The organism is Collinsella sp. AF36-3AT (assembly GCF_003475205.1).
Classification (GTDB): Bacteria; Actinomycetota; Coriobacteriia; order Coriobacteriales; family Coriobacteriaceae; genus Collinsella; species Collinsella aerofaciens_AF.
This window is the reverse complement of the sequence record NZ_QROZ01000001.1, coordinates 516,658-538,490: the sequence shown is the minus strand read 5'-3', so window position 1 is coordinate 538,490 and position 21,833 is coordinate 516,658. Positions and strand designations below refer to the sequence as shown.

18 protein-coding genes are annotated in these 21,833 nt (G+C 58.8%); 11 read left to right on the top strand and 7 right to left on the bottom strand.

Annotation, left to right across the window (positions count from 1 at the left end):
* The first annotated feature begins 103 nt into the window (after window positions 1-103).
* The 5 genes from DW003_RS02370 to DW003_RS02350 all read left to right on the top strand — a co-directional run bounded on the left by DW003_RS02370 (window position 104) and on the right by DW003_RS02350 (window position 4,647).
* Window positions 104-1,075 carry a hypothetical protein gene (locus DW003_RS02370; protein WP_118387302.1) on the top strand — a complete coding sequence of 324 codons (972 nt, stop codon included), beginning with the start codon at window positions 104-106 and terminating at the stop codon, window positions 1,073-1,075.
* 308 nt (window positions 1,076-1,383) lie between these two features.
* Complete coding sequence (gene lacA, locus DW003_RS02365; protein WP_006234830.1) at window positions 1,384-1,812, top strand: galactose-6-phosphate isomerase subunit LacA; 429 nt, start codon at window positions 1,384-1,386, stop codon at window positions 1,810-1,812.
* Window positions 1,813-1,875: 63 nt separating this feature from the next.
* Entirely contained in the window at window positions 1,876-2,400 is a 525-nt protein-coding gene (gene lacB, locus DW003_RS02360) for a galactose-6-phosphate isomerase subunit LacB (protein ID WP_006234831.1), read from the top strand.
* 376 nt (window positions 2,401-2,776) lie between these two features.
* Complete coding sequence (locus DW003_RS02355) at window positions 2,777-3,658, top strand: aldose 1-epimerase family protein (protein ID WP_118387300.1); 882 nt, start codon at window positions 2,777-2,779, stop codon at window positions 3,656-3,658.
* Between the two features lie 53 nt (window positions 3,659-3,711).
* Complete coding sequence (locus DW003_RS02350) at window positions 3,712-4,647, top strand: hexose kinase (RefSeq protein ID WP_118387360.1); 936 nt, start codon at window positions 3,712-3,714, stop codon at window positions 4,645-4,647.
* 241 nt (window positions 4,648-4,888) lie between these two features.
* Here the strand turns inward: DW003_RS02350 and DW003_RS02345 are convergent, their stop codons facing one another.
* Both DW003_RS02345 and DW003_RS02340 read right to left on the bottom strand, forming a co-directional pair.
* Window positions 4,889-6,517: a UDP-glucose--hexose-1-phosphate uridylyltransferase gene (locus DW003_RS02345; RefSeq protein WP_233545454.1), complete on the bottom strand. Its 1,629-nt coding sequence runs from the start codon at window positions 6,515-6,517 to the stop codon at window positions 4,889-4,891.
* Window positions 6,508-7,713, bottom strand: coding sequence for a galactokinase family protein (locus DW003_RS02340; protein WP_118387296.1), 1,206 nt, complete (start codon window positions 7,711-7,713; stop codon window positions 6,508-6,510). The genes DW003_RS02345 and DW003_RS02340 overlap by 10 nt, the downstream gene beginning before the upstream one ends.
* A gap of 383 nt (window positions 7,714-8,096) precedes the next feature.
* On the opposite strand from DW003_RS02340, the gene DW003_RS02335 reads away from it, so the two are divergent.
* Window positions 8,097-9,083, top strand: coding sequence for a LacI family DNA-binding transcriptional regulator (locus DW003_RS02335; protein ID WP_118387294.1), 987 nt, complete (start codon window positions 8,097-8,099; stop codon window positions 9,081-9,083).
* A 129-nt stretch (window positions 9,084-9,212) separates the two neighbouring features.
* Window positions 9,213-10,373, top strand: coding sequence for an FprA family A-type flavoprotein (locus DW003_RS02330; RefSeq protein ID WP_118387292.1), 1,161 nt, complete (start codon window positions 9,213-9,215; stop codon window positions 10,371-10,373).
* Between the two features lie 74 nt (window positions 10,374-10,447).
* Here DW003_RS02330 and DW003_RS02325 read toward each other — a convergent pair whose 3' ends face one another.
* Window positions 10,448-11,251: a DeoR/GlpR family DNA-binding transcription regulator gene (locus DW003_RS02325; protein ID WP_118387290.1), complete on the bottom strand. Its 804-nt coding sequence runs from the start codon at window positions 11,249-11,251 to the stop codon at window positions 10,448-10,450.
* 335 nt (window positions 11,252-11,586) lie between these two features.
* Between DW003_RS02325 and DW003_RS02320 the strand changes: the two genes are divergently transcribed.
* Window positions 11,587-12,444: a class II fructose-bisphosphate aldolase gene (locus DW003_RS02320; protein WP_022095149.1), complete on the top strand. Its 858-nt coding sequence runs from the start codon at window positions 11,587-11,589 to the stop codon at window positions 12,442-12,444.
* A gap of 322 nt (window positions 12,445-12,766) precedes the next feature.
* Here the strand turns inward: DW003_RS02320 and DW003_RS02315 are convergent, their stop codons facing one another.
* From DW003_RS02315 to vsr, 3 genes are all read right to left on the bottom strand, one after another.
* Window positions 12,767-13,390 (bottom strand): HAD family hydrolase, encoded by a 624-nt coding sequence (locus tag DW003_RS02315; protein WP_118387288.1) that lies wholly within the window; start codon window positions 13,388-13,390, stop codon window positions 12,767-12,769.
* Between the two features lie 56 nt (window positions 13,391-13,446).
* Window positions 13,447-14,376 carry an AraC family transcriptional regulator gene (locus DW003_RS02310; RefSeq protein ID WP_158551686.1) on the bottom strand — a complete coding sequence of 310 codons (930 nt, stop codon included), beginning with the start codon at window positions 14,374-14,376 and terminating at the stop codon, window positions 13,447-13,449.
* 497 nt (window positions 14,377-14,873) lie between these two features.
* The gene (vsr, locus tag DW003_RS02305; RefSeq protein WP_118384932.1) at window positions 14,874-15,860 is read right to left on the bottom strand and encodes a DNA mismatch endonuclease Vsr; all 987 of its coding nucleotides are present in this window, start codon (window positions 15,858-15,860) and stop codon (window positions 14,874-14,876) included.
* A 144-nt stretch (window positions 15,861-16,004) separates the two neighbouring features.
* On the opposite strand from vsr, the gene DW003_RS02300 reads away from it, so the two are divergent.
* Both DW003_RS02300 and DW003_RS02295 read left to right on the top strand, forming a co-directional pair.
* A complete protein-coding gene (locus tag DW003_RS02300) occupies window positions 16,005-16,790 on the top strand; it encodes an ABC transporter ATP-binding protein (RefSeq protein WP_118289364.1) in 786 nt (261 codons plus the stop codon).
* A complete protein-coding gene (locus DW003_RS02295) occupies window positions 16,780-19,017 on the top strand; it encodes an FtsX-like permease family protein (RefSeq protein WP_118387286.1) in 2,238 nt (745 codons plus the stop codon). Before DW003_RS02300 ends, DW003_RS02295 begins: the two co-directional genes overlap by 11 nt.
* 326 nt (window positions 19,018-19,343) lie before the next feature.
* On the opposite strand, the gene DW003_RS02290 is transcribed toward DW003_RS02295, so the two are convergent.
* Window positions 19,344-20,309: a response regulator transcription factor gene (locus DW003_RS02290; RefSeq protein WP_118270745.1), complete on the bottom strand. Its 966-nt coding sequence runs from the start codon at window positions 20,307-20,309 to the stop codon at window positions 19,344-19,346.
* 330 nt (window positions 20,310-20,639) lie between these two features.
* On the opposite strand from DW003_RS02290, the gene ptcA reads away from it, so the two are divergent.
* A complete protein-coding gene (gene ptcA / locus DW003_RS02285; RefSeq protein ID WP_117583532.1) occupies window positions 20,640-21,713 on the top strand; it encodes a putrescine carbamoyltransferase in 1,074 nt (357 codons plus the stop codon).
* Window positions 21,714-21,833: the final 120 nt, after the last annotated feature.

The following is a 21,833-nucleotide window of genomic DNA, read 5'->3' as shown; positions in this document are numbered from 1 at the left end:
GTTTTTCGCTCGGTGGGTATACTTCCTTTCGCATTAAACGCTGGACTGGGGAGGTATCCAAATGCCGGATAACGGGTCAATACAAAAAAGAGATGCGCACGAGATGGCTCATGGGCGTCCTGTCCAGATAACCGAGCACACGACGGTAACCGAGCTGCAGCCCAGCCTGTCCGATGTCGTGTGCGCAAACAAAAAGCTGCAGATTGGCTTTATCGTTGCGCTCGTGGTGCTGGCGTTGCTGTCGGGATTTGTCGCACGCCCACATTTTGCCGATACCAAGACTTGGGACTCCACCATCGAGGTCATCGACCAAAAGAAAGGCAACGTACTGGCGCTCACGACCTCGTGCGTGGCGCTGTCTGCGGGCATTACCGCGCTGCCGGGTGATACGGGAACGCCGGTTGCCGAGCAGCTTGCGCAGCTTTCAGGCAACCTTGGTATCGTGCTTGCCGTGCTATACCTAGAGAAATACTTGCTCACGATTTTGTGGTCGGTTGGCTTGGGCATCTTAATCCCGTTTGCGTTGGTGCTCTTTGCGGTGTCGCTTGGCATTCACGGGCGCTGGAGCACGAGCGCCGTCCTGCGCCGTGTGGCGACGCGCGTGTTGGTGGTTGCCGTAATCGGCATGGCGCTTGTGCCCGCGAGCGTATGGGTGTCGCAGAAGGTCGATGAAACGTATCGCGTTAGCATCGAGGTGGCCGAGCAAAAGTCGGCCGACGCTGCGAGTGCGGCAGATAGCGACAGCTCCAAGGCAAGCAAGAAAAAGACCGAGTCCACAGAGTCCAAGAACGTGCTTGAACAGCTTGCCGACGGTGCCTCGAGCCTGGTCACGTCGGTAACCAGTGGTGCCAAGCAAATGACCGACGAGATCGTGCAACAGGTGACCGACCTAATTGAAGGCGTCATCGTGATGATCGTGACCTCGTGCGTTATCCCGCTGCTGGTGCTTGTGGCGTTTCTGTGGCTGGGCCACACCCTGCTGGGGATTGATATCTCCGGTCCCGCGAACTATCTGACGGGTCGTTTCTTGAGCGCTCCGTCCAAACATGCCAAGAAGAACAGGCAGTCTGAGTAGCTAAAACAGCTGTATATACCGGGGAATACCGCCGAAGGGGCGGCCGAGACACGTTCTCGGCCGCCCTTTTGTTTGTTGAACACATGGTCGCTACGTCTGCGCCGGGCTCAAACGGTCGGCAATCATCCGTGAACGGTATTTGTTCAAAAAAGAACAAAGTTAAACAAATAATGGTTGCACCCGATGTTTGAATGTGTTCAAATAAACATGAACAGTGAAGAACCGCACATTCAGATGCCCGGACCTGAGCGCGATTCAACACTTCCAAACAGAAACTACGCACCTGCGTATCTCTCAAGGAGGATGTCATGAGGGTTGTAATCGCTTCCGATGCCGACGGTATGTCGATGAAGGAGTCCATCAAGGAGATGCTCATCGCCGACGGTCACGAGGTCGTCGACTATTCCGAGACCCCTGCCGCGGACTTTGTCGATTCCGCGACCGCCGTTGCCAAGGACCTGCTGGAGCACAAGGATTCCCAGGGCTTCGCATTCGATAAGTACGGCGTCGGCTCCTATATGGCCGCCGTCAAGATCAAGGGCATGGTCGTCGCCAACATTTCCGACGAGCGTTCCGCCTACATGACCCGCGAGCACAACGGCTCGCGCATGGTCACCATGGGCCCGGGCGTTGTGGGCACCGAGGTCGCCAAGAAGATCGCCCGCGAGTTCCTGCGCGCCCAGTACGCCGGCGGCCGTCACCAGATCCGTGTCGACATGCTCAACAAGATGGCCTAACGAGAGCCACCGAGAACTCGAACTTCTATCTCAACTTGTGAATTCAGACGAAAGGACGTTCTGATGAAGAAGACCATCGCAATCGGTTGCGACCATATCGTTACGGACGAGAAGATCTATCTGGCCGACCGCCTGGAGCAGGCTGGCTACAAGGTGCTCGACTGCGGCACCTACAGCCACACCCGTACGCACTATCCCATCTACGGTAAGGCCGTGGGCGAGGCTGTTGCCAGCGGCAAGGCCGACTTTGGCGTGGCCCTGTGCGGCACCGGCATCGGCATCACCAACGCCGTCAACAAGGTTCCCGGCGCCCGCTGCGCCCTGGTTCGCGACATGACCTCTGCCCTCTATGCCCGTCGCGAGCTCAACGCCAACATCGTGGGCTTTGGCGGCAAGATCACCGGCGAGTTCCTGATGGCCGACATCATGCTTGCCTTCCTGGAGGAGCCCTACGAGAAGACTCCCGAGCACGACGCCCTGATCGCCAAGATCGACGCCTGCAACAAGGCCGACGCCGAGGCTCAGGCCGACCCGCACTTCTTTGACGAGTTCCTCGAGAAGTGGGACCGCGGCGAATACCACGACTAAGGGGTTCCGGCGTTCTACCGAACGCCGGACCGGCCGACGCTGCGCGGCGCTCAGGCACCCCATCTCGCTGCTCAAACCGTCGCTCGCGTACATGAAGTACGCGTCGCTCCTCTTTCGCGGCGACCTGGGGCACCTGAGCGCCGCTCGCTGACGTTGGGGGTATCTGCAGGGTTACCGCTGTTGTTGCGAAGCTTTCTGGTTCGGTAAGCTGCTCCGATAACACGTTTGCTTGCTTGGCTTGAGTGCTTCGCTCTCGGCTGTATTTGGCGATTTGCAGCTTTTCAATTGACGGCTCGCGTTTCTGTGAGGGGGCGCGGGCCGGTTTTCTATCAGCCCCACTGACTCGGCGGGCTGGCGTACGAAAGGGAAGGCTCCTATGGAGTTTGTTCTTGATAACGGTTCTGTTCGCGTGGCGTTGAGCGCGGCGGGCGGGTCGTTCACTTCTATTGCGGCCAACGGCCGTGAGTACCTGTGGCAGGGTGACCCGGCGGTCTGGTCGGGCCAGGCACCCATTTGCTTCCCGATTTGCGGCGGCCTTCGTGACGGTCGCGCGATGACCATGGGCGGCCGCGAGGTAAACCTCGCCCGCCACGGCTTTGCGCGCAAACAGGAGTGGAAGCTCGAGGAACAGAGCGACAACATGGTTGCGCTGAGCCTAAGCTCTGCCGACCATGCCGAGTTGCTCGAGCAGTACCCGTATCCGTTTAAGATCGTTGCTCGTTACACGATCGATTCGAAAAAGGTGGCCGTGTCGTACGAGGTGACCAATGAGGGCACCGAGGACATGCCGTTCTTTGTGGGCGGTCACCCCGGCTTTAAGTGCCCGCTCGACGAGGGCGAGTCCTATGACGATTATGAGCTTCGTTTTGAGCAGCGTGAGGCCACCGAGCTCTGTACTGCCGTTCCCTCGACGGGCCTGATTGATGTTGAGCATCGCAGCAAGAACCCCATGATCGGCCAGAACCTGCCGCTTACTCACGAACTCTTCGACTTTGCGGAGACCATCTTTGACGTGCTCGAGAGCCGTGTGGTTACGCTGACCAAGAAAACCGAGGACAAGGGCGTGCGCCTGACGTTCCCCGATATGCCGTACCTGATTGTGTGGAGCAAGCCCGAGGGCGACTTTGTGGCTGTTGAACCGTGGGGCGGCCTGTCCACCTGCTCCGACGAGGACGATATTCTGGAGCACAAGCGTGGCTGCCTGGTGGCCAAGCCGGGAGAGACCGTCACTCGCGGCTTTGAGATCGAGATCCTTTAACGAGTTATCGTATGTTTGGGGCGAGTTATGCCGCCCCGGAACAGGAGTTCAACATGATTCTGACCGTTACCATGAACCCGTCGATTGATACGCGCTATCAACTCGACAAGCTGATCATCGACGATGTTAACCGCGTGACGCCCGAAAAGACCGCTGGCGGCAAGGGCCTCAACGTGAGCCGTGTGCTGCTGCAGTTGGGCGACGATGTGCTCGCGACCGGTCTGCTCGGCGGCCACATGGGTGCCTATATGGCCGAGCTTATGGATGCCGACGGCGTCAAGAACGACTTTGTGCCCATCGCCGGTGAGACGCGCATCTGCCTGAATATCCTGCACGAGGGAAATCAGACCGAGCTGCTGGAGAGCGGCCCGCAAATCGCCCCGGCCGAGCTCGAGGCCTTTACGGCCAAGTTCGCCGAGCTTGCAGCGAAGGCGGACGTCGTGACGCTTTCGGGCTCGCTGCCGCGTGGCGTCGATGCCGGCTACTATGCCGAGCTCGTCAAGATCGCCGAGGAGGCGGGCGCCAAGGTGCTGCTCGACACCTCGGGTGCATCGCTGGAGGCTGCGCTGGAATCTGACGCTAAGCCTGAGCTCGTGAAGCCCAACCTGACCGAGATTAACGGCCTGCTGGGTACGTCCTTTACGACCGATGATGTCGATGCCCTGCGCGAGGCGCTTGCCGCCGATGGCCGCTTTGCCGGTATTCCCGGGGTCGTCGTCTCGATGGGCGCTGCCGGTTCGGTGGGCTTCCATGAGGGCCGCGCGTTCCGCGCCAAGACGCCCGCGATTGCGGCTGTGAACGCGACGGGTTCCGGTGACTCGACCATCGCCGGCTTTGCGCATGCCATTGCTGCTGGTGCCGACGACGTCACGGTGCTCAAGACCGCCAATACCTGCGGCAAGCTCAACGCCATGGATCCCAAGACCGGCCACCTGGTCATGGACCGCTGGGACGAGATCTACAGCAACGTTGAGGTCGTAGAGTTGTAGCGGTTGCGACTCCTAATAGAATGAGCGTGGATAATCTCCTGCTTTTGGTGCCCATGCGAGCTCAAAGTGGGAGATTTTCCACGCTCGAGTCATTAGCCATTGGGGACGTTCTTGTTTGACTAGTCGTTTAAGAACGTCCCCAATGGCTACACTCAAAAACGGCGCCCGTCGGCGATGTTGCCGGCGGGCGCCGTTGTCTTGAAGACGAAATAGTCCGTTTTCCTCCGTCCCCAAGGGATCATTACAGTGAGTCGATAAAGCGCTGTTGGGCGGCGCGGCCGGCTTCGTCCCACTTAAAGACGCCGGCGTTGTCGAGCACGTGGCCAAACACTACGCCGACTTCCTCGTGCAGGATGCCGATGGCGCTATCCGCCGTAAGCTCGTCGGCGCGGCGGGCATAGACGTCCTCGGCCCATGCGGCATGGCTGCGGCAAAGGTCGTCGCCCTCGAGCGCACTGGCAAGGTCGTAGCTGGTATCGGCTTTGGCTGCCAGCAGGTGCTCGCGGACAGCGCCGAGCTCGGGAACCAGGCGCGGCGGCAGAATGGCCAGGCCCATGACCTCGATCAGGCCGATGTTCTCCTTCTTAATGTGGTGATACTCGGCATGCGGGTGGAAAACGCCCAGCGGATGCTCGTCGGTCGTGATATTGCAGCGAAGCGCCAGGTAGGCCTCGTAAATCTCGCCGCCGGCGTTGCCGCGGGAGTCGACGCGGCGGATGACGGGCGTCACGGTGTTGTGCGCTACGCCGTCGGCCGTGTGCGCGATAACGCCCACAGACTCGTCGGTCCACTCGCGCCAGGCGAGGATAATCTTCTCGGCAGCGTCGAGCAGCTGAGCGCGGTCATGCGAGCGCAGGCGCAGCACCGAGAGCGGCCACTGCAGCACAGTGCCGGTGACCTGGTCAAAACCGGGCACGCTAAACTGCGAGACCTCGGCGGCATGCATCATGGGGAACTCGTGCGCGCCGCCCTGGAAGTGGTCGTGCGACAGAATCGAGCCGCCCACGATAGGCAGGTCGGCGTTGGAGCCGATGAAGTAATGCGGGAACAGGTCCACAAAGTCGAGCAGGCAGGTCAGGCCCTTGCGGTCGACGTGCATCGGACGATGCTCGGAGCTCATGGCAATGCAATGCTCGTTAAAGTACGCGTACGGGCTGTACTGGAAACCCCAGCGCTCGCCGTTGAGCTGGATGGGGATAATGCGCAGGTTCTGGCGAGCGGGGTGAGCGCCGCCGTCGGCTGCAGCGGAGCGTCCGGGATAGCCCTCGTTTTCGATGCAGAGCTGGCAGGCGGGATACTTCTCGCCCGTGTTCTTGGCGGCACCTGCCGCGGCGATATCGCGCGGGTCCTTCTCAGGCTTGGAGAGGTTGATGGTGATCTCAAGATCGCCCCAGTTGGTGGGGGTGCTCCATTTGATGTTGCGCGCGATGGCGGCACGGCGCACGTAGCCGGCGCCGCAGCACAGGCCGTAGAACCAGTCGGTTGCGGCGCGGGGCTCGTTGACGCCCATACGTCCGTTGAACTCCTCGTTTACAACCGAAGGCCTCGGCATGAGCGCACCCATGATGCGCATGGCGATGCGGTCGCGGCCTGACGCCGTGTCCTCGGCGGCACCGTTGGTAACGGCGGCCTCGGAAAGCGCGGCAAGCGTGCCTTCAAGATCAAAGTCGGGCAGGGTATTGGGGTGCAAGAGCGAGAGTTTCTCAACCTGGAGCGCCCAGGCCATATCGAGCGCGGGACCCGTAGCGCCGATGCACTCCAAAATGGTGTTGTATGCCCAGATGCGGTCGTCCTGTCCGATCATCGATCGGTGGATGGCGTACTCGATCAGGTTCTGCGCGGCCTCTCGCACGTCAGTCATTACAGCCATGCCGCGTAAGCCCCCTTGTCAGAGATGGCGTAGTGACGGGCAGAGCCCTCGCCCAGCCAGCCGTTCATCTTGGCAATGAAGGTGTCGACCAGATCGAGCGGCACGAAGGCCTGGATGGTGCCACCAAAGCCGCCACCGTGGATACGGACGGCGCCGCGGCCGTCGAGCACGTGCTCGGCCAGCGCCAGGGCATACATGGAAGGCTGCTCGGAACCCAGCTTGGCAACAACATTTTGCAGGTACATGGCAGAGCTGGCGCCGGACTCGCGCGTCAGGACCAGGAACTGGTCAATGTCGCCGGCGTTGAGCGCTGCCCAGCGCTTATCGACCAGGCCGTTCTCGTACCAGTAGTGAACGGCGCGCAGGCAGGCGCGGTCGCCCAGCTTGGCGCGCAGCTCGGGGAGCTTAGCGTCAAAGTCGGCAACGTCGACCTCGCACAGGCGCGCCTTGCCAAACTCGGCAGCGACGTCTTGCATCTCGCGCGGAACGGCGGCGTAGTCATCGGTGGCTGCCACGTGGTCGGCGCCCACTTTAACGAGCACAAGCGCATAACCGTGATCCTCAAAGTTGAGCTCGAGCTTCTGGGTCTTAGGCTGAGCCTGGTCCTCAAAGTCCATGTAGGCGAGGCCACCCAGGCACACGGCGGCCTGGTCCATCAGACCGCAGGGCTTGCCGTAGTAGTTGTTCTCGGTGCGCTGGCTCATCTGCGCGAGCGCGACGGGCTCAATGGCGGGCGCGCCCCAGAGCGTCTCCATGGCGCGGCCGTATGCGGCCTCGACGGCAGCGGAGCTGGAAAGGCCGCCGCCCGAGGGGACGGAGCAGGTGAAGGCGAAATCGAAGCCGTGAGGCTCAACGCCAAGGGCTGCAATCTCGTGGGCCATACCGCGCACGAGGCTTGCGGACGTGCCCTTCTCGGACTCCCGAACGTCTAGCGTGCCGGGCGCGATTTCAAACGTGGGATAGCCCTCGTCGGCTACGCGAACCTTGTTGGAATCGGTTGCCACGGCGATGCCGTCGACAGCGACATCGAGCGAGCCGGCGATAACGTGGCCACCCTCGTGGTCGGTGTGGTTGCCGCTGATCTCGGAGCGGCCGGGCGCGTGCACATAGAGCACCTGGCGATCGCCGATGGGGCCAAACTCCTCCTCAAACAGCTTGGTGAGCGTGGCGAGTGTCTTTTCGTCGGAGGTGGTCATGAGGGTCCTTTCCTTGGCGCGCACGGGTGAGTTTTGCGTTGTTATGAGTACGTTAACAACTTGAAGCGGCATGAACCAAGTGTTCACGATGCCGCACGTTACGGGCTATGTTAACGTACTCATAACACAACGCTTATCACTTTTTGAGAATCTGGTAATCGGTAGAAATTCAGCCGTGAACGGTATTGCCGTATGGACTTATAGAGCAGAAGAGTTGCGGATTGAAAAAGTAGAGTACGTTAACATGCGTCCGACGATAGCGGGCTTCGGCGCGGGGTGTGTTTCTGCCCGGGTCGGCATGCACGCTATTCAGATCTCGCAAGTGTGAAGGTGATCCTGTGGCAAGGCGCCCGTCCAACGATACAGGTACGCGTCCGGTCTCCATGGCCGACGTCGCCCGCGCTGCTGGCGTTTCGCAGCAGACGGTCTCGCGCGTCGCCAACGGCTTGCCCAACGTTAACGAGCAGACGCGCCAGCGCGTGCAGGCCGCTATGCAAGAGCTCGGCTTTCGTCCGAGTTATGCCGGTCGCTCGCTGCGCGACGGCCGTTACCATTCGGTCGGCCTATGCATCAACGATGTCACCAAGTTTGGCAACCTCTCAATGATCGACGGCATCGCCAGCGCTGCTCGTGAGCATAATTGCGCCATCACGCTGGTCGAGATGTCCAAGACCGAAGAGTTTTCGCTTGCCGAGGCCACGCGTCGTATGGCCGCACTGCCGGTGGACGGCATCATCATCGGCATGAGTCGTATGGCGCCCGATTTTGAGACGTTTGATCCGTTGCCGGGTATCGGCACGGTTATCGTCACCATGTATGCGCACCCACGGGTGACTACGGTCGACTCCGATCATTACGGCTGCTCGCTGCTGCTCATGGATCATCTGCTTGAGCTGGGACACGAGCAGATTCGCTTTATCGGCGGTCCGTCTTTCTCGGTCGACGAGCAATTTCGTCGCGCCGGTTGGCAGGATGCGCTCGAGCGTAAACACATCGAGCCGGCAGAGCCGCTCGAGGGCGACTGGTCTGCTAACAGCGGTTACGAGGCCGGCAGGTACCTGGCCGAGCATGACCGCGCCATGACGGCGATTTACGCGGCAAACGACCAGATGGCAAACGGCGCTATTGCAGCGCTGCGCGATAGCGGCCTGCGCGTGCCCGAGGATGTGAGCGTAGTGGGCGTCGACGATTCACTCGATGATTTTGTGGCACACAACGAGCTCACGACCGTGCGATTCGATCTACATCAGCGCGGACGCGAGGTGTTTGAGCATGCGGTTCCCGAGGCGGGTACGGCGGGCAAAACTGTTGCCATTCGTATTCCCGGTCAGCTCATCGTTCGACATAGTACGGCGGCACCGCGCGCATAGTTTCTGCAGGTCAACGGTGATATGTTGAACATCAATAACAATCGGTAAGGATGTCGGTAGATAGCTGTTGGGATGTAGCCGAGTGCTATGATAGACGGGCTCTTTTGTCTATCTAGGAGGCTTTGCCTGATGGAGATCACCAAGGATATCCGCTACGTTGGCGTCGACGATCACGACATTGACCTGTTCGAGGGCCAGTACGATGTGTCCGAGAACGGTATGGCATACAACAGCTACGTTATCTTGGGCGAAAAGATTGCTGTCGCCGATTCAGTCGACGGCGGTTTTGTCGACGAGTGGCTCGGTAACATCGAAGCCGTGCTCGACGGTCGCACGCCCGACTACCTGGTTGTCCATCATATGGAGCCCGATCACTCCGCTGGCATCGCCGCCTTTATGGAGCGCTATCCCCAGGCACAGATCGTGGCAAGCATGGGCGCTTTCCGCATGATGGTCAACTTCTTTGGCACCGATTTCCCCGAGCGCAAGATAGTCGTCAAAGAGGGCGACGTGCTCGATCTGGGCGGTCACAGCCTAACGTTTGTCGGCGCCCCCAACGTGCACTGGCCCGAGGTACTCTTCTCCTACGAGTCCACCGATAAGGTGCTCTTTAGCGCCGACGGCTTTGGAAAGTTTGGCGCCAACGACATCGAGGACCCCGAGGGTTGGGCTTGCGAAGCGCGCCGCTACTACTTTGGCATCGTCGGTAAGTTCGGCAAGTTCGTGCAGGCCGTGCTCAAGAAGGCCGCCGACCTGGACATCCAGATCATCTGCCCGCTTCACGGCCCCGTACTGACCGAGAACCTGGGCTACTACCTCGACACCTACAACACCTGGTCGAGCTATCAGCCCGAGGACGAGGGCATCACCATTGCCTATGCGAGCGTCTACGGCCATCTGAAGGCCGCCGTCGAGGAGCTCGCCGCAGCGCTCGAGGCTCGCGGCCAGAAGGTCTCCGTCTTTGACCTGGCTCGCGACGACATGGCCGAGGCCGTTGAGGATGCGTTCCGCTATGACCGCCTGGTGCTCGCCTCCATTACCTATCAGGGCGAGGTTTTCCCGTTCATGAGCACCTTTATCCACACGCTCGCCGAGCATGCCTACCAGAACCGTACCGTGGCGCTTGTCGAGGCCGGTTCCTGGGCGCCTGCAGCTGCCAAGGTTATGACCAAGGAGCTCGAGGGCATGAAGGACATCACCCTGGCGCAGAATAAGGTGACCGTCCTGGGTTCGCTCAACGACGCCTCGCGCGCTCAGATCGAGGCCCTCGCCGACGAGCTTTCCAAGTAGCGACACGTTCACTTTTGACGCTCAACCATCACAACCACCACAAAGGGGACAGGCACCTTTGTGGTGGTTTTTGTTTAAGCGCCGGCGATGACGAGATTTGGGCGGGCGTCGTCGGCGGTCTCGGCGATTGAGGTGGCGACGGCGCCATCGGGATCACGGTCCATCACGATGGTGTCGACATCGGTCAGCTCGGCAAAGCGGTACATGCCGCGTCCGTTAACCTTGCTGGCGTCCATAAGGGCGACGCTTTGACGGGCGGCACCGACCATAGCCGCTTTGGTCTCGGCCATCTGCGGAAAGTCGGTCGTAAAGCCGCAGCCGGGAACAAAAGCTCCAGGGCACATGACGGCAAGATCGGCGTGGACCATTTGGAGCGCCTGCATAGTGAGCGGTCCGTACAGATAACGATGGCCTTTGCGCAGCGCCCCGCCCGGCATGACGACATCGACTGAGGGCATGCTCTCGTCGATGTAATCGGCAATGGTAATGTCGGCCGTGATGACGGTGATACCATCGCGCTGATCGAGGAGCCGGACGAACTCGAGCGCCGTGGTGCCCGAGTCGACGAGCAGGGTGTCACCGCTGCCGACGAGTTCGATGGCACTTTGTGCGATGGCCTGCTTGGCGGCGACATTTACGTTGATGCGGCGATCTTGCGTGGAGACAGTTAGGCGTTTGTGGAGCGACACGGCGCCGCCATGCGTGCGACGCAGCTTGCCGGATTCGGCGAGCGCGTCCAGGTCGGCGCGGGCGGTGACGGAGGACACGCCAAAGGTTTGGGCGATGTCTGCCACCTGAACGGAGGCGTTATGCTCGAGCATTTCCATGATGGCGGCGCGGCGCTCATCGGCGAAAGCCCGGGTTGTTGCGTGGGCCATAGCTGCTCCATCCTCAACCTAAATTTGCAGGAATTGTGTTGAGTCTATTTTCGTTCATTTTCTTTTTAAGTAAGAAAACACCTTTCGATTACTTATCTTTTCTATAAAAGAAAGACAATTCGTGTGAAAACTTCAGTGTCGGATAGAGGAATTTGGTCCGAATCCCTTCCGTTTGCTTTTCAAAATCGAGCGTCTTGACCTGCGTGCCGGCGATATCTCATGCATGTAACACGAACGATTTTCATACAATGGGGGCAGCAAAACGCAAGGTAAAACGCCTTGCGGACACGTACGCCCGATGTCCAGATGCGGGCGAGGGAGAGGAGCAAACGCTCATGGCACTTGTTACCACCGAAAAGATGCTCAAGGACGCTCAGGCCGGCCACTACGCTGTTGGCGCTTTCAACGTCGAGAACCTCGAGTTTGTTATGGCCGTTCTAGCCGCTGCCGAGGAGACCAAGTCCCCCGTCATCATGCAGACCACCCCGGGCACCATTAAGACCGCTGGCCTGGACTACTTCTACGGCATGGTCAAGGCTGCCGCCGAGCGCGCTTCCGTGCCCGTCGCCCTGCACCTCGATCACGGCGATGGCTATGACCGCTGCATGCAGGCTTTCCGCACTGGCTACACCTCTGTCATGATCGACGGTTCGCATGAGTCCTTCGAGGACAACATCGCCCTGACCAAGTCCGTTGCCGACGCTGGCCGCGCCATGGGCGTGCCCGTCGAGGCTGAGCTCGGCAAGGTCGGCGGCAAGGAGGACGACGGTCCCGCGGTTGAGGGTGAGAGCCCCTACACCGATCCGGCCGAGGCCAAGGAGTTCGTCGAGCGCACCGGCTGCACCTCTCTCGCTATTGGCGTTGGCACCAGCCACGGCGTGTACACGAGCGATCCGCACATCGAGCAGTCCGTGGTCAAGGCCATCCGCGACGCCGTCGACGTGCCGCTGGTTCTGCACGGCACCTCCGGTGTGCCCGATGAGCAGGTTGCCGAGGCTGTGAAGAACGGCATCTGCAAGGTTAACTACGCCACCGAGCTGCGTCAGGCCTACACCAAGGGCTTCATGGCCTACATGGCCGAGAACCCTGCCTGCTTCGATCCCAAGAAGCCGGCCAAGGAGGGCATGCGTGAGATCACCGAGCTGGTTAAGATTCGCATGACCAACCTCAACTCTGTGGGCAAAGCAGAGTAACTGCAAGGGTACTCCGACTCGCTACATATCCCGGGGAGGGACGAGGACTTAGTTCCCCAATCGTCCTCGGGCATGCAAAAAGCCTCGCTGCGCACTTCGTGCGGCGAGGCTTTTTGCCCCCTGCGGAAAGATTGGAGAACTAAGCCCTCGTCCCTCCCAGGTTGACCTACTCGAGGTCGTCGCCCTTGTGGCGTTAGGTCTGAAAATAATAAGAAGCCTTCGCGCTGCGGAATGATTTTGGAAACTAAGTACGGGGACCCGCCCAAGCCGTCCTGCTCAATCGCCCTTGTGGCGTTGGGGCTGAAAGGGTGGGGCGCGGGGGTTACTTGGTTGTTAGGGTTAGTAGGTCGTTGGGGGTTTTGAGGTTGTAGGTGGCGTTTGGGATATCTTGGTGTGATCCCCATGCTGCTCGGGCAAAACTGACCCCTGCCGAAGTTGCGCATTGTTCGTCGTAGACGGTGTCGCCAACGTAGACGACGTTGCCAGGATTCGCGCCCGTACGCCGGAGATATTCGAGCATGGGAGCGGGTGCGGGTTTATGTTCGGTTGTGTCTTCGACAAGGATGATGTGCTCAAAATACTTATCGAAACCAAGGGGTGCAATTTCTTTTGCGTATTCGTCGCGCGCACGTGAGGAGACGATGCCAAGTTTGCAGCCGCTATCGGCGAGTGTTGCGATGACTTCAAGCAAACCTGGAAACACGCTGATGGTGCTTTTAAAGCTGGCGGCAACTTGGCACCAGCGATCCAACGTTGCCTGCGAGTAGATTCCAAGTTTCTCAAGGGCATCCTTGCCGGGTATGCCGAGGGCAAATTCAAGCTCGTGTCGGGGGAGCGTTTTGCCGGTCTCTTCTTGGACAATCTGGACAAGTGATGATAGAACGCTTTCTTCTGTATCTGCCAATGTCCCATCAACGTCAAATACGATATGGTCAAAGTGCTTCATATGATTGCTCCTCTCTGTTGTTTGCCTGCAAGTTTGATGCGGTGACAGAAGAAAGGCTAGCGGGATTTCTGCCTGGTGCTATCGAGATTCTGCCTCGCTGCTCGATAGCTCGAAGGAGTGCATCCCATTTGTTCTTTAAATACCTGGCCAAGATGGCTTGCTGTCGCAAAGCCGCATTGGCGCGCGACTGTCTGGACCGTTCGCGTGGTGTGTGTCAAAAGTTCGCAAGCACGGTTTACGCGGTATGCGCGCAAATATGCCGCCGGGGTCGTTCCTGCGCAAGCTTCGATAATGCGGTAACACTCTCTTTCGCTTACGCCGGCTGCAGATGCCATCTGGGGCACATCTATAGCGGCTGCATAGTTCGCGCGGATATAGTCCAGGATTGCCTTGAACTGTACGTCGCGGTTGGTCATCCAAGAGGCGTTGTCGGAGGAAAAGAGCGGTTCGGCCTTGGCGTAAATCTGAATCCAGAGCTCTGACAAGCTATTCCGAAGCGCCATCTCGTTCTGCGGCCGTTGAAGGTCGTGGTTAAAGGAACTCTTTAGCAAATCGATAAAGGGCATATCGTCGGGGTTGGTGGGCGACCATTTGAGCACATCGACGCCTCGACATTGCAGTAAAGGATTGATATAGCGCTTTTGAAGGCGTCCCGCGGGATCGCCGAGCATCGACGGCTGAAAGATATGCAACATTTGAATGGCTGGTGCCGAATTGGGTGATTGCAGCGTGCTGTGCAAAACGCCGCCGTTGATAAAGCCGGCGGACCCTTCCTCAAAGCGTACGTGCTCATGAGCCGCGCGCGTTCGATAGTCAATCGCTCCCTGCTCCATGTAGAAAAGCTCAACTTCGGAATGCCAGTGCCAGGGGACGGAATTGCCCGGATAGCGAGCGAATTCTGCGCGTTCGGCAATATAGGGCCAGTCATCGGCGGTCTCGGGAAACGCTTCCTCGCGTCCTCCGCGGTGCAATTCTATGTGATCCATGTTTCGCATGGCATCAGTATAAAGCGCGATGGGCTTAGATTGCTCTTGCCTGTTCGGGGAACGCCTTGTTTAGGGATGCTTGGAGCTTTTCGAACGATGCTCGCAAGTTGAGGTTCTGGTCGGTTGAGCGTTTTGCTTTTGTGGTGGGGGAGTCGAGGAGGCCATTTCTCTGTGTCGGGGGGAAGGAGAAAAGGTCTGCATGTGTTAGGGATGGCTGCTGTGTTGCGTCATTGGAAGAATGCATGCTTATGCGGCCTCCTCGATGTCCACCAAAAGGTTGCGCACAGGGTGTGCTGCTAGGTCCCGTGCGTTGGCAGTATTATGCAGCGGACCGTTCAAAGAAGCGCTAAAGAAAGGCTTAACCTGGTTTGGTGTTACGATGAAACCGCAGGTCAAGGCTATTGAGTAACACTCTTGAAAGGTTTTGGGCTTAAGGGCTTTCTAAGGTTTGTGACGTGGATGTGGCTCGCCTGTGTGGGGCGTGTGAATGCTCGCTGTTAGCGCTGCGGCTCTGCAGCCCGTACCTGCTCGATGACCTTTTCCATCGTGGCGTCGATGCGGTCTTTTTTGAGCTCGCATTCCCAGATGGTTATGGGTGTCCAGCCCATTTGAGTGAGTGCCGCCACGGCAGCGCGGTCGCGCTCGACGTTGCGACGGAACTTTGCCTCCCAAAAATCAACATTGCGCTTGGGCTGGCTCGGGTTGCACTTGGGGCAGCGGTGCCAAAAGCAGCCGTTGACGAAGATGGCGATCTTGCGCCCGGGAAAGGCGATGTCGGGCTTGCCGGGCACCTTCCATTCCAAACGATAGCCCGTGAGGCCGGCGGCCCGTAGGCGCTGGCGAACGAGCAGCTCGGGCTTGGTGTTGGCGCGTTTGTTGCCCTTCATGGACTTTTTGATGGCGGCTCGACGGCGGACCAGTTCGCGCTCGTCAGCGGAGAGGTCCGAGGTATCGATGCCGTCCAGCAGGCCGGGCTTGGGGCGCTTTTTGCTGTGGCGCTTAGGCTTGCGCTTGGGTTTGGTAGCGGGCTCGTCGGCCGTGGTCTCGGTATCGTTGGCAGCGCCATTAGCCTCAAGCCGGTCTTCCTTCAGCTCAATCAGCGCATCAATGAGCCCCTTGTCGGCGGGCATCCATTCCACCGTGGCAAGCGAGGTGCGCGGAATCCAGCGGATATCGAGCTGGCGGTCGTGCTTCTGGGGCTCATCGGATTCATCAGCCAGCGAGCAGTAGTAACACTCCATTGAGAGATGAAAATCGGGGTAGTCATACTCAACGGTGTAGAAATCACGTAGGTTGGTGACCTTTACCTGTAGCTCTTCCATAAGCTCGCGGCGCACAGCGTCTTCGGGTGTTTCGCCGCGCATGAGCTTGCCACCTGGGAACTCCCACAGTCCCTGCATGTCGCCGTAGCCGCGCTGCACGGCAAGCAGCTCGTCAGATCCATCCTTGCGAATGATCCCAGCGGCAACATGAACAGTCTTCAACAGGAGTCCTCTCTCCACATCAACACATGGCAGGCTACCCTTACCTTACACAACGGTAAGGCAAGCGTAAGCCATATCGATGGTAGCCGACTCGGCTCCTTGCGACTATAGATGCCGTAGACTAATCGCAAGAAAGGACTCGGTATGCAAACCACCCAAATGGCGACCCCGGTACTGGAGGTCGCGCATCTCGAAAAGGTATATGGAGCGCTGGGCAACGTGACCCGCGCGCTCAACGACGTCAACTTTACCGTCAACCGCGGCGAATTCGTCGGCATCATGGGAGCCTCGGGCTCGGGCAAGTCGACGTTGCTCAACTGCGTGTCGACCATCGATGCCGCCACGAGTGGCGCCATCCGCATCAACGGCCAGGATGTGACGCGCATGAAGCAGGCCAAGCTCTCGCAGTTCCGCCGCGAGGAGCTGGGCTTTATCTTCCAGGATTCCAACCTGCTCGATACGCTCACGGCACGCGAGAACATCGCCCTGCCGCTCACCATCGCCCGCGCAAACTCGGCAGAGATTTCGACCCGCGTGCAGGATGTGGCAGCGCGCCTGTCCATCAGCCAGGTGCTCGACAAGTATCCCTACCAGATGTCCGGTGGTCAGCAGCAGCGCGTTGCCGCGGCTCGCGCGCTCGTCACCGACCCCACTATGATTATGGCCGACGAGCCCACCGGCGCCCTCGACTCCAAAAGCGCTCGTCTGCTGCTCGAGAGCCTGGAGGCCCTGAATCGCCGCCTGCGCGCCACGGTACTCATGGTCACGCACGACAGCTTTGCCGCCAGCTACACGAGCCGTGTGCTGTTTATTCGCGACGGCAAGATCTTCACCGAGCTGCGCCGCGGCGATACCGACCGCCGAGAGTTCTTCGACCGCATTATGGAGGTCGTTGCCATGATGGGCGGTGAGGGCTCCGATGCTCTGTAAACTCGCTTGGGGCAACGTCCGCCGCGCCGGCCGCGATTACCTCGTCTACTTGCTGACGCTCACCCTAGGCGTCACGGTCTTCTATGCTTTCAACACCGTCTCGATGCAGGTCGACATTGCCGGCATCGAGGAAGAGGGACTGTCCGAGCTCATGGGCACCATGCTCGGTTACCTTACTTACTTTTTGGCTGGCGTCATGGCCTTTTTGATGGTGTATGCCAATAACTTCATCATGAAACGCCGTAAGAAGGAGTTTGGCCTGTACCAGGTGCTTGGCATGGGGCGCGGGCGCGTCGCCACGATCATGGCGCTCGAGACCGTGATCGTTTCGGTCGGCGCCTTTGTCGCCGGCATTGTGCTGGGCGTGGGGCTCTCCCAGCTCATGACGTTCTTTACGGCTTCGCTCTTTAAGACGCAGATCGCCGATTTTCACTTCTTTTTCTCGGTGCATGCGTTCAACCTGACCCTTGCCTGCATGCTCGTAATGTTTGTGCTCACGCTACTGCTGAACCTGCGCGCCGTGCGTCGTACCAAACTCATCGAGCTTATGGGTGCCGAGCGTCGCAACGAGAGCATCAAGACACGCAACCCCTGGATCGCGATTGCCATCTTTACCGTGGGCGTGCTACTTGTGGGCGTGGCCTATTACCGTCTGCTGCGTGATGGGTTCCCGCTAACCGAGACGGGCGACAAGCTGGACGGGGCCATGAGCCAGTTTGGCATTACGACCGCTATGGTTACGGTGGGCACCTTTGCCCTGTTCTGGGGACTCTCGGGCATGCTCATCAAGCTGCTGCAGAGCTTGCGCGGCGTGTATTGGCGCGGCCTCAATATGTTTACCGTGCGTCAGCTTTCGGCCAAGGTCAATACGGTGTGCTTTTCGATGGGCGTCATCGCGATGATTCTGTTCCTTGCCATTACCTCGGTGACGTGCGGTATGTCGATTGCCAACGTGATGAACGAGAATCTGGAGCGCTATAACCCTGTTGACGTGTCTCAGACGTATGTCTATTACACGCCCGAAACGCTCGACTACTACAAGGAGTATGTCAATCCGTCTGAGGCCGATCGCATGGTGCTGGCCGATGCAACGGTCGATTTGTACGCTGCATGGCATGGCGATCGTAAAGATCCCGATAACGTTGCAGACGGTATTAAGGGCAAGTCGGCGGACAACAACGACGAGACCGGCAAGAAGGTCAATATCGCCGATGTTGCCGGTGAGCATGTGCAGATCGATTCGTATCTGAGTTATCCGCTTGGCGGCTCGGGCCCCTCGGTGGTGGCGGGTGAGATGTGCAAGGCCATGGGCGAAAAGCTTCTCAAGGCGCTCGAGGGAAGCAACGCCGATGCGATGGGTCTGTATGTGACGCCGGCGAGCCAGTACAACAAGCTGCGCCAGATGATGGGCGAGGAGCCGGTGAGCATTGGCCGCGACCAGTACGTGCTTACGTGTGATATGGGCGGTGAGCTGGGCGACCTGTACACCAAGTATATGGCTGGCGGCCATACCCTCACCTTGGACGGGCATGAGCTCAAGCCCGCAACCGATAAGTCGGACGAGGACACGGCGGCCATCGCCAACTCGGCGATGGGCAGCAATCCCGGTACCGTGGTCGTAGCCGATGAGCTGCTGTCCCAGCTTAATCTGCAGCCGTATTCCAGTAATCTGCTCGTTAATTACAAACAGGGTATGGATACGACCGAGGCAGACGAGAGCATTAAATACACCTTGCTCGATAATCTGCTCGTTGACGGCAAGGAGCCGGGGTCGTGGGGAGTCTTCATCATGCGTTCCGAGATGTACACGCAAGCAGCGCAGATGAACGGCATGATTAGCTATCTGGCCATCTACATTGGCTTTGTACTGGTCGTTGCGTGCGCGGCGATACTGTCGATCCAGCAGCTCTCCAATGTGGCCGACGGCAGCCGCAGCTATCGTGTGCTGGCACAGATTGGCTGTGACGACCGCCAGATTCGCCATTCGGTGATGGCGCAGCAAGCGGTGTTCTTCCTATTCCCGCTGGCAGTGGGTCTGGCGCACTCCTTTGTGGCGCTTAAGGTGATCATCGAGCTGGTGAGCACGTTTGGCAACATGAGCATCGGCGGTACCGTGGGCCTCACCTGTGCGATCTTCCTGGCGGCCTATGGTGGTTACTTCCTGGTGACCTACCTCATGAGCACCGGCATGGTACAAGCTGCCATCGCCACCCGTTACAGCGAGTAGCAGACGGGCAAAACCGTCGCAAAACCAACGCAAACAACCGCCGCGGAGGGAGTCGGCCCCCTTCCGCGGCGGTTTTTGCCTTTCCGGTACGCCTCAGATGCAAGTGAGTAGACTTTTTTGGATCTGCCGAGCACATCGCGACAAATGCTCGGTAAAACCGCAGGTCAGCGCTGTGGCGATTTGGGGTGTGCTCTGCCTCCTGCAAGAAGTCTACTCACTTGGTTTTTGCTGCTAGAAGACCGCTGCGAGGGAAGGCAACTCCCTCGCAGCGGCCGACGTTTGTCCAGATAAAACCTGCCAAAATAAACCTGTCCCTTTTTGGTAGGTTATCGCTTCCAAAAGTGGAGGATCAACGTCGTGCGGTTTTGCTGCTCGGTTTTGACCAGGATGTTGTGGATGTGGGTCTTGACGGTGCCCACGGCAAGGAATAGCTCGTCAGCGATCTCTTGGTTCGATTTGCCCAGCACAACCAGACGCATAACTTCGGTCTCACGGTTGGAGAGCTTGTAGGCGTTGCGATAGAAGGGCATCTGCTCTTCGATGTGTCGATCAAGATCGCTGACGTTCTTTTCCTCGGGCGCCTCCTGCATGCGGATTGAAAGCACGTGGTAGGAGTGGATGATCAGCAGAATCGCAAAGTAGCAGGCAAAGACGTTTTCGCTAAAGTTGCGCTCGGACAGATATAGTTGCAGCCAAGAGGGCGCCAGACTCATGGGGACAATCAGAATGTTGTAGAAATCCTCGGCGACGATGCATCCGACCAGAATAGCGCCGATAATCAGGTGCTTTCGTTGGTTGTTAACGCGTGCCTTCAGCTCGACTTGTGTGCTCTTGCGTGCCGTCCAAAAGATATAGAGCCCCACAAATACAAGGAATGCCTGACGCATCGTGTAGTAGAGCCATTGATGCATGGGGCCGTAGGGGACAGCGACAATGATCAGCAGCTCGCTCAGGAAGAACGTTGCGACGGGAATAACAAACTGCTTTTTAGAATGCTTATCGAGCAGGTCCATGGCAATCAGCCAAATAAAAGCCTGTGAAGCGGTCGCCACAAGGGTCCGCATTACAGGCATGGTAATTGAGTAATAGTCACTGGCCGGAAAACTCTGGTTTTGCAACGTGTATTCAAAAAAGAAGATCTCGGTCATCTCGATGGCATAGCAAATAAAAACGCCGCTGCCATAGATAAAGAATCGGCGACGGGACGAGGCATAGGCGGCAAGCGAAAGCACTGCCGTCACAATACAGATCACGAGTATCGCTAGGGTATAGAAGAACATCAGAGTGTTCATCTGTCACCGTCCCATCTCATTTAATCTATGGCAAAGCCCTGTATGCCTTGTGGGGTATAGACGTCTCAACCCTTCGTTTCATTGCGGATTAGGCGCCGAGATACAGCATAGCCGTATACCGTTCGCGGTTCTAGATAGTAAACCCCCTGCAATCCCGCTACCTGCGGGTTTATATTGGTTTAGAGGGGGTGTAACTCCGTGAACGGTCTTTAATCCCGAATAAACTAGGTAAAAATTGCATACGGGTGAATGATGGTCTTGTCAACACGAGGCGTGATGTTCGAGCGCCTCATAGTAATAGTCGGCACGACCGGCGGAAAGGAAATCGACATGGCACTGCCTAAGGATTTCATCGACACCAACGACTTCACCAAAGAGCAGATCCTGGCTATCGAGGATCTTGGCCTGGCAATGAAGAAGGCCATCAAGGTTGACGGTTATTATCCGCACCTGCTCCGCAACAAGAGCCTTGGCATGATCTTCCAGCAGGTCTCCACCCGCACTCGTCTTTCCTTCGAGACCGCTATGACCGACCTCGGCGGCCATGCTCAGTTCTATGGCCCTGGCACCATCCAGCTCGGCGGTCACGAGTCCCTGGGCGACACCGCTCGCGTTATGGGCTCGCTGCTCGACATCATGATGGCTCGCGTTGACCGTCACAAGGACGTCGTCGGCCTCGCCGAGGGCTCCGCTGTGCCCGTCATCAACGGCATGTCCGAGTTCAACCATCCCACGCAGGAGATGGGCGACCTCATGACCATGCTCGAGAACCTCCCCGAGGGCAAGAAGATCGAGGACTGCACCCTGGCCTTCATCGGCGACGCCACCCAGGTCTGCGTCTCCCTCATGTTCATCGCCTCCAAGGTCGGCATGAAGTTCGTCCAGTTTGGACCTAAGGGCCACCAGATCCCCGACGGCGGCCTGCACGTTGGCACCGTCGAGGAGCGCGCCGAGTTCGGCAAGCAGATGATGGCCATCGCCGAGGAGAACTGCAAGGTCTCCGGCGGCTCTGTCGTCATCTCCGACGACATCGAGTGCATCAAGGGCGCCGACTTCATCTACACCGACGTGTGGTATGGCCTGTACGACGAGGAGGTCTCGGGCGAGAACTACATGGACGTGTTCTATCCCAAGTATCAGGTCACCATGGACATGATGAACTTCGCCGGCCCCAACTCCAAGTTCATGCACTGCCTGCCGGCCACCCGCAACGAGGAGGTCGTCGACGAGGTCATGGACGATCCCGAGCGCTCCCTGTGCTGGGTCGAGGCCGAGAACCGCAAGCACTCCATCCGTGCTCTCCTTGCCGCCCTGGGCAAGCGCACCCCGCTCAACGACGAGGGTGTCGAGTACTCCGCCAAGGCTGAGCTCCACGCCGCTCTCGAGGCTCTCGAGCAGCTCTAAGCCTCAAGGCTTCTAAAAGCACGTTTGCGGGCGGCGGATGCTCGTCTCCTGTCGCCCGCTCACCGAGGCCCAAGCAATTGCCTTAATACCTTAGGGCCTCGGATCTGTCCAAGACTGAGC

Excerpts from the sequence above, each read along its gene's own strand:
- DW003_RS02370 (WP_118387302.1), top strand. The coding sequence starts at position 104 with ATGGCTCATGGGCGTCCTGTCCAGATAACCGAGCACACGACGGTAACC.
- lacA (WP_006234830.1), top strand. The coding sequence starts at position 1,384 with ATGAGGGTTGTAATCGCTTCCGATGCCGACGGTATGTCGATGAAGGAG.
- lacB (WP_006234831.1), top strand. The coding sequence starts at position 1,876 with ATGAAGAAGACCATCGCAATCGGTTGCGACCATATCGTTACGGACGAG.
- DW003_RS02355 (WP_118387300.1), top strand. The coding sequence starts at position 2,777 with ATGGAGTTTGTTCTTGATAACGGTTCTGTTCGCGTGGCGTTGAGCGCG.
- DW003_RS02350 (WP_118387360.1), top strand. The coding sequence starts at position 3,712 with ATGATTCTGACCGTTACCATGAACCCGTCGATTGATACGCGCTATCAA.
- DW003_RS02345 (WP_233545454.1), bottom strand. The coding sequence starts at position 6,517 with ATGGCTGTAATGACTGACGTGCGAGAGGCCGCGCAGAACCTGATCGAG.
- DW003_RS02340 (WP_118387296.1), bottom strand. The coding sequence starts at position 7,713 with ATGACCACCTCCGACGAAAAGACACTCGCCACGCTCACCAAGCTGTTT.
- DW003_RS02335 (WP_118387294.1), top strand. The coding sequence starts at position 8,097 with ATGGCCGACGTCGCCCGCGCTGCTGGCGTTTCGCAGCAGACGGTCTCG.
- DW003_RS02330 (WP_118387292.1), top strand. The coding sequence starts at position 9,213 with ATGGAGATCACCAAGGATATCCGCTACGTTGGCGTCGACGATCACGAC.
- DW003_RS02325 (WP_118387290.1), bottom strand. The coding sequence starts at position 11,251 with ATGGCCCACGCAACAACCCGGGCTTTCGCCGATGAGCGCCGCGCCGCC.
- DW003_RS02320 (WP_022095149.1), top strand. The coding sequence starts at position 11,587 with ATGGCACTTGTTACCACCGAAAAGATGCTCAAGGACGCTCAGGCCGGC.
- DW003_RS02315 (WP_118387288.1), bottom strand. The coding sequence starts at position 13,390 with ATGAAGCACTTTGACCATATCGTATTTGACGTTGATGGGACATTGGCA.
- DW003_RS02310 (WP_158551686.1), bottom strand. The coding sequence starts at position 14,376 with ATGGATCACATAGAATTGCACCGCGGAGGACGCGAGGAAGCGTTTCCC.
- DW003_RS02300 (WP_118289364.1), top strand. The coding sequence starts at position 16,005 with ATGCAAACCACCCAAATGGCGACCCCGGTACTGGAGGTCGCGCATCTC.
- DW003_RS02295 (WP_118387286.1), top strand. The coding sequence starts at position 16,780 with ATGCTCTGTAAACTCGCTTGGGGCAACGTCCGCCGCGCCGGCCGCGAT.
- DW003_RS02290 (WP_118270745.1), bottom strand. The coding sequence starts at position 20,309 with ATGAACACTCTGATGTTCTTCTATACCCTAGCGATACTCGTGATCTGT.
- ptcA (WP_117583532.1), top strand. The coding sequence starts at position 20,640 with ATGGCACTGCCTAAGGATTTCATCGACACCAACGACTTCACCAAAGAG.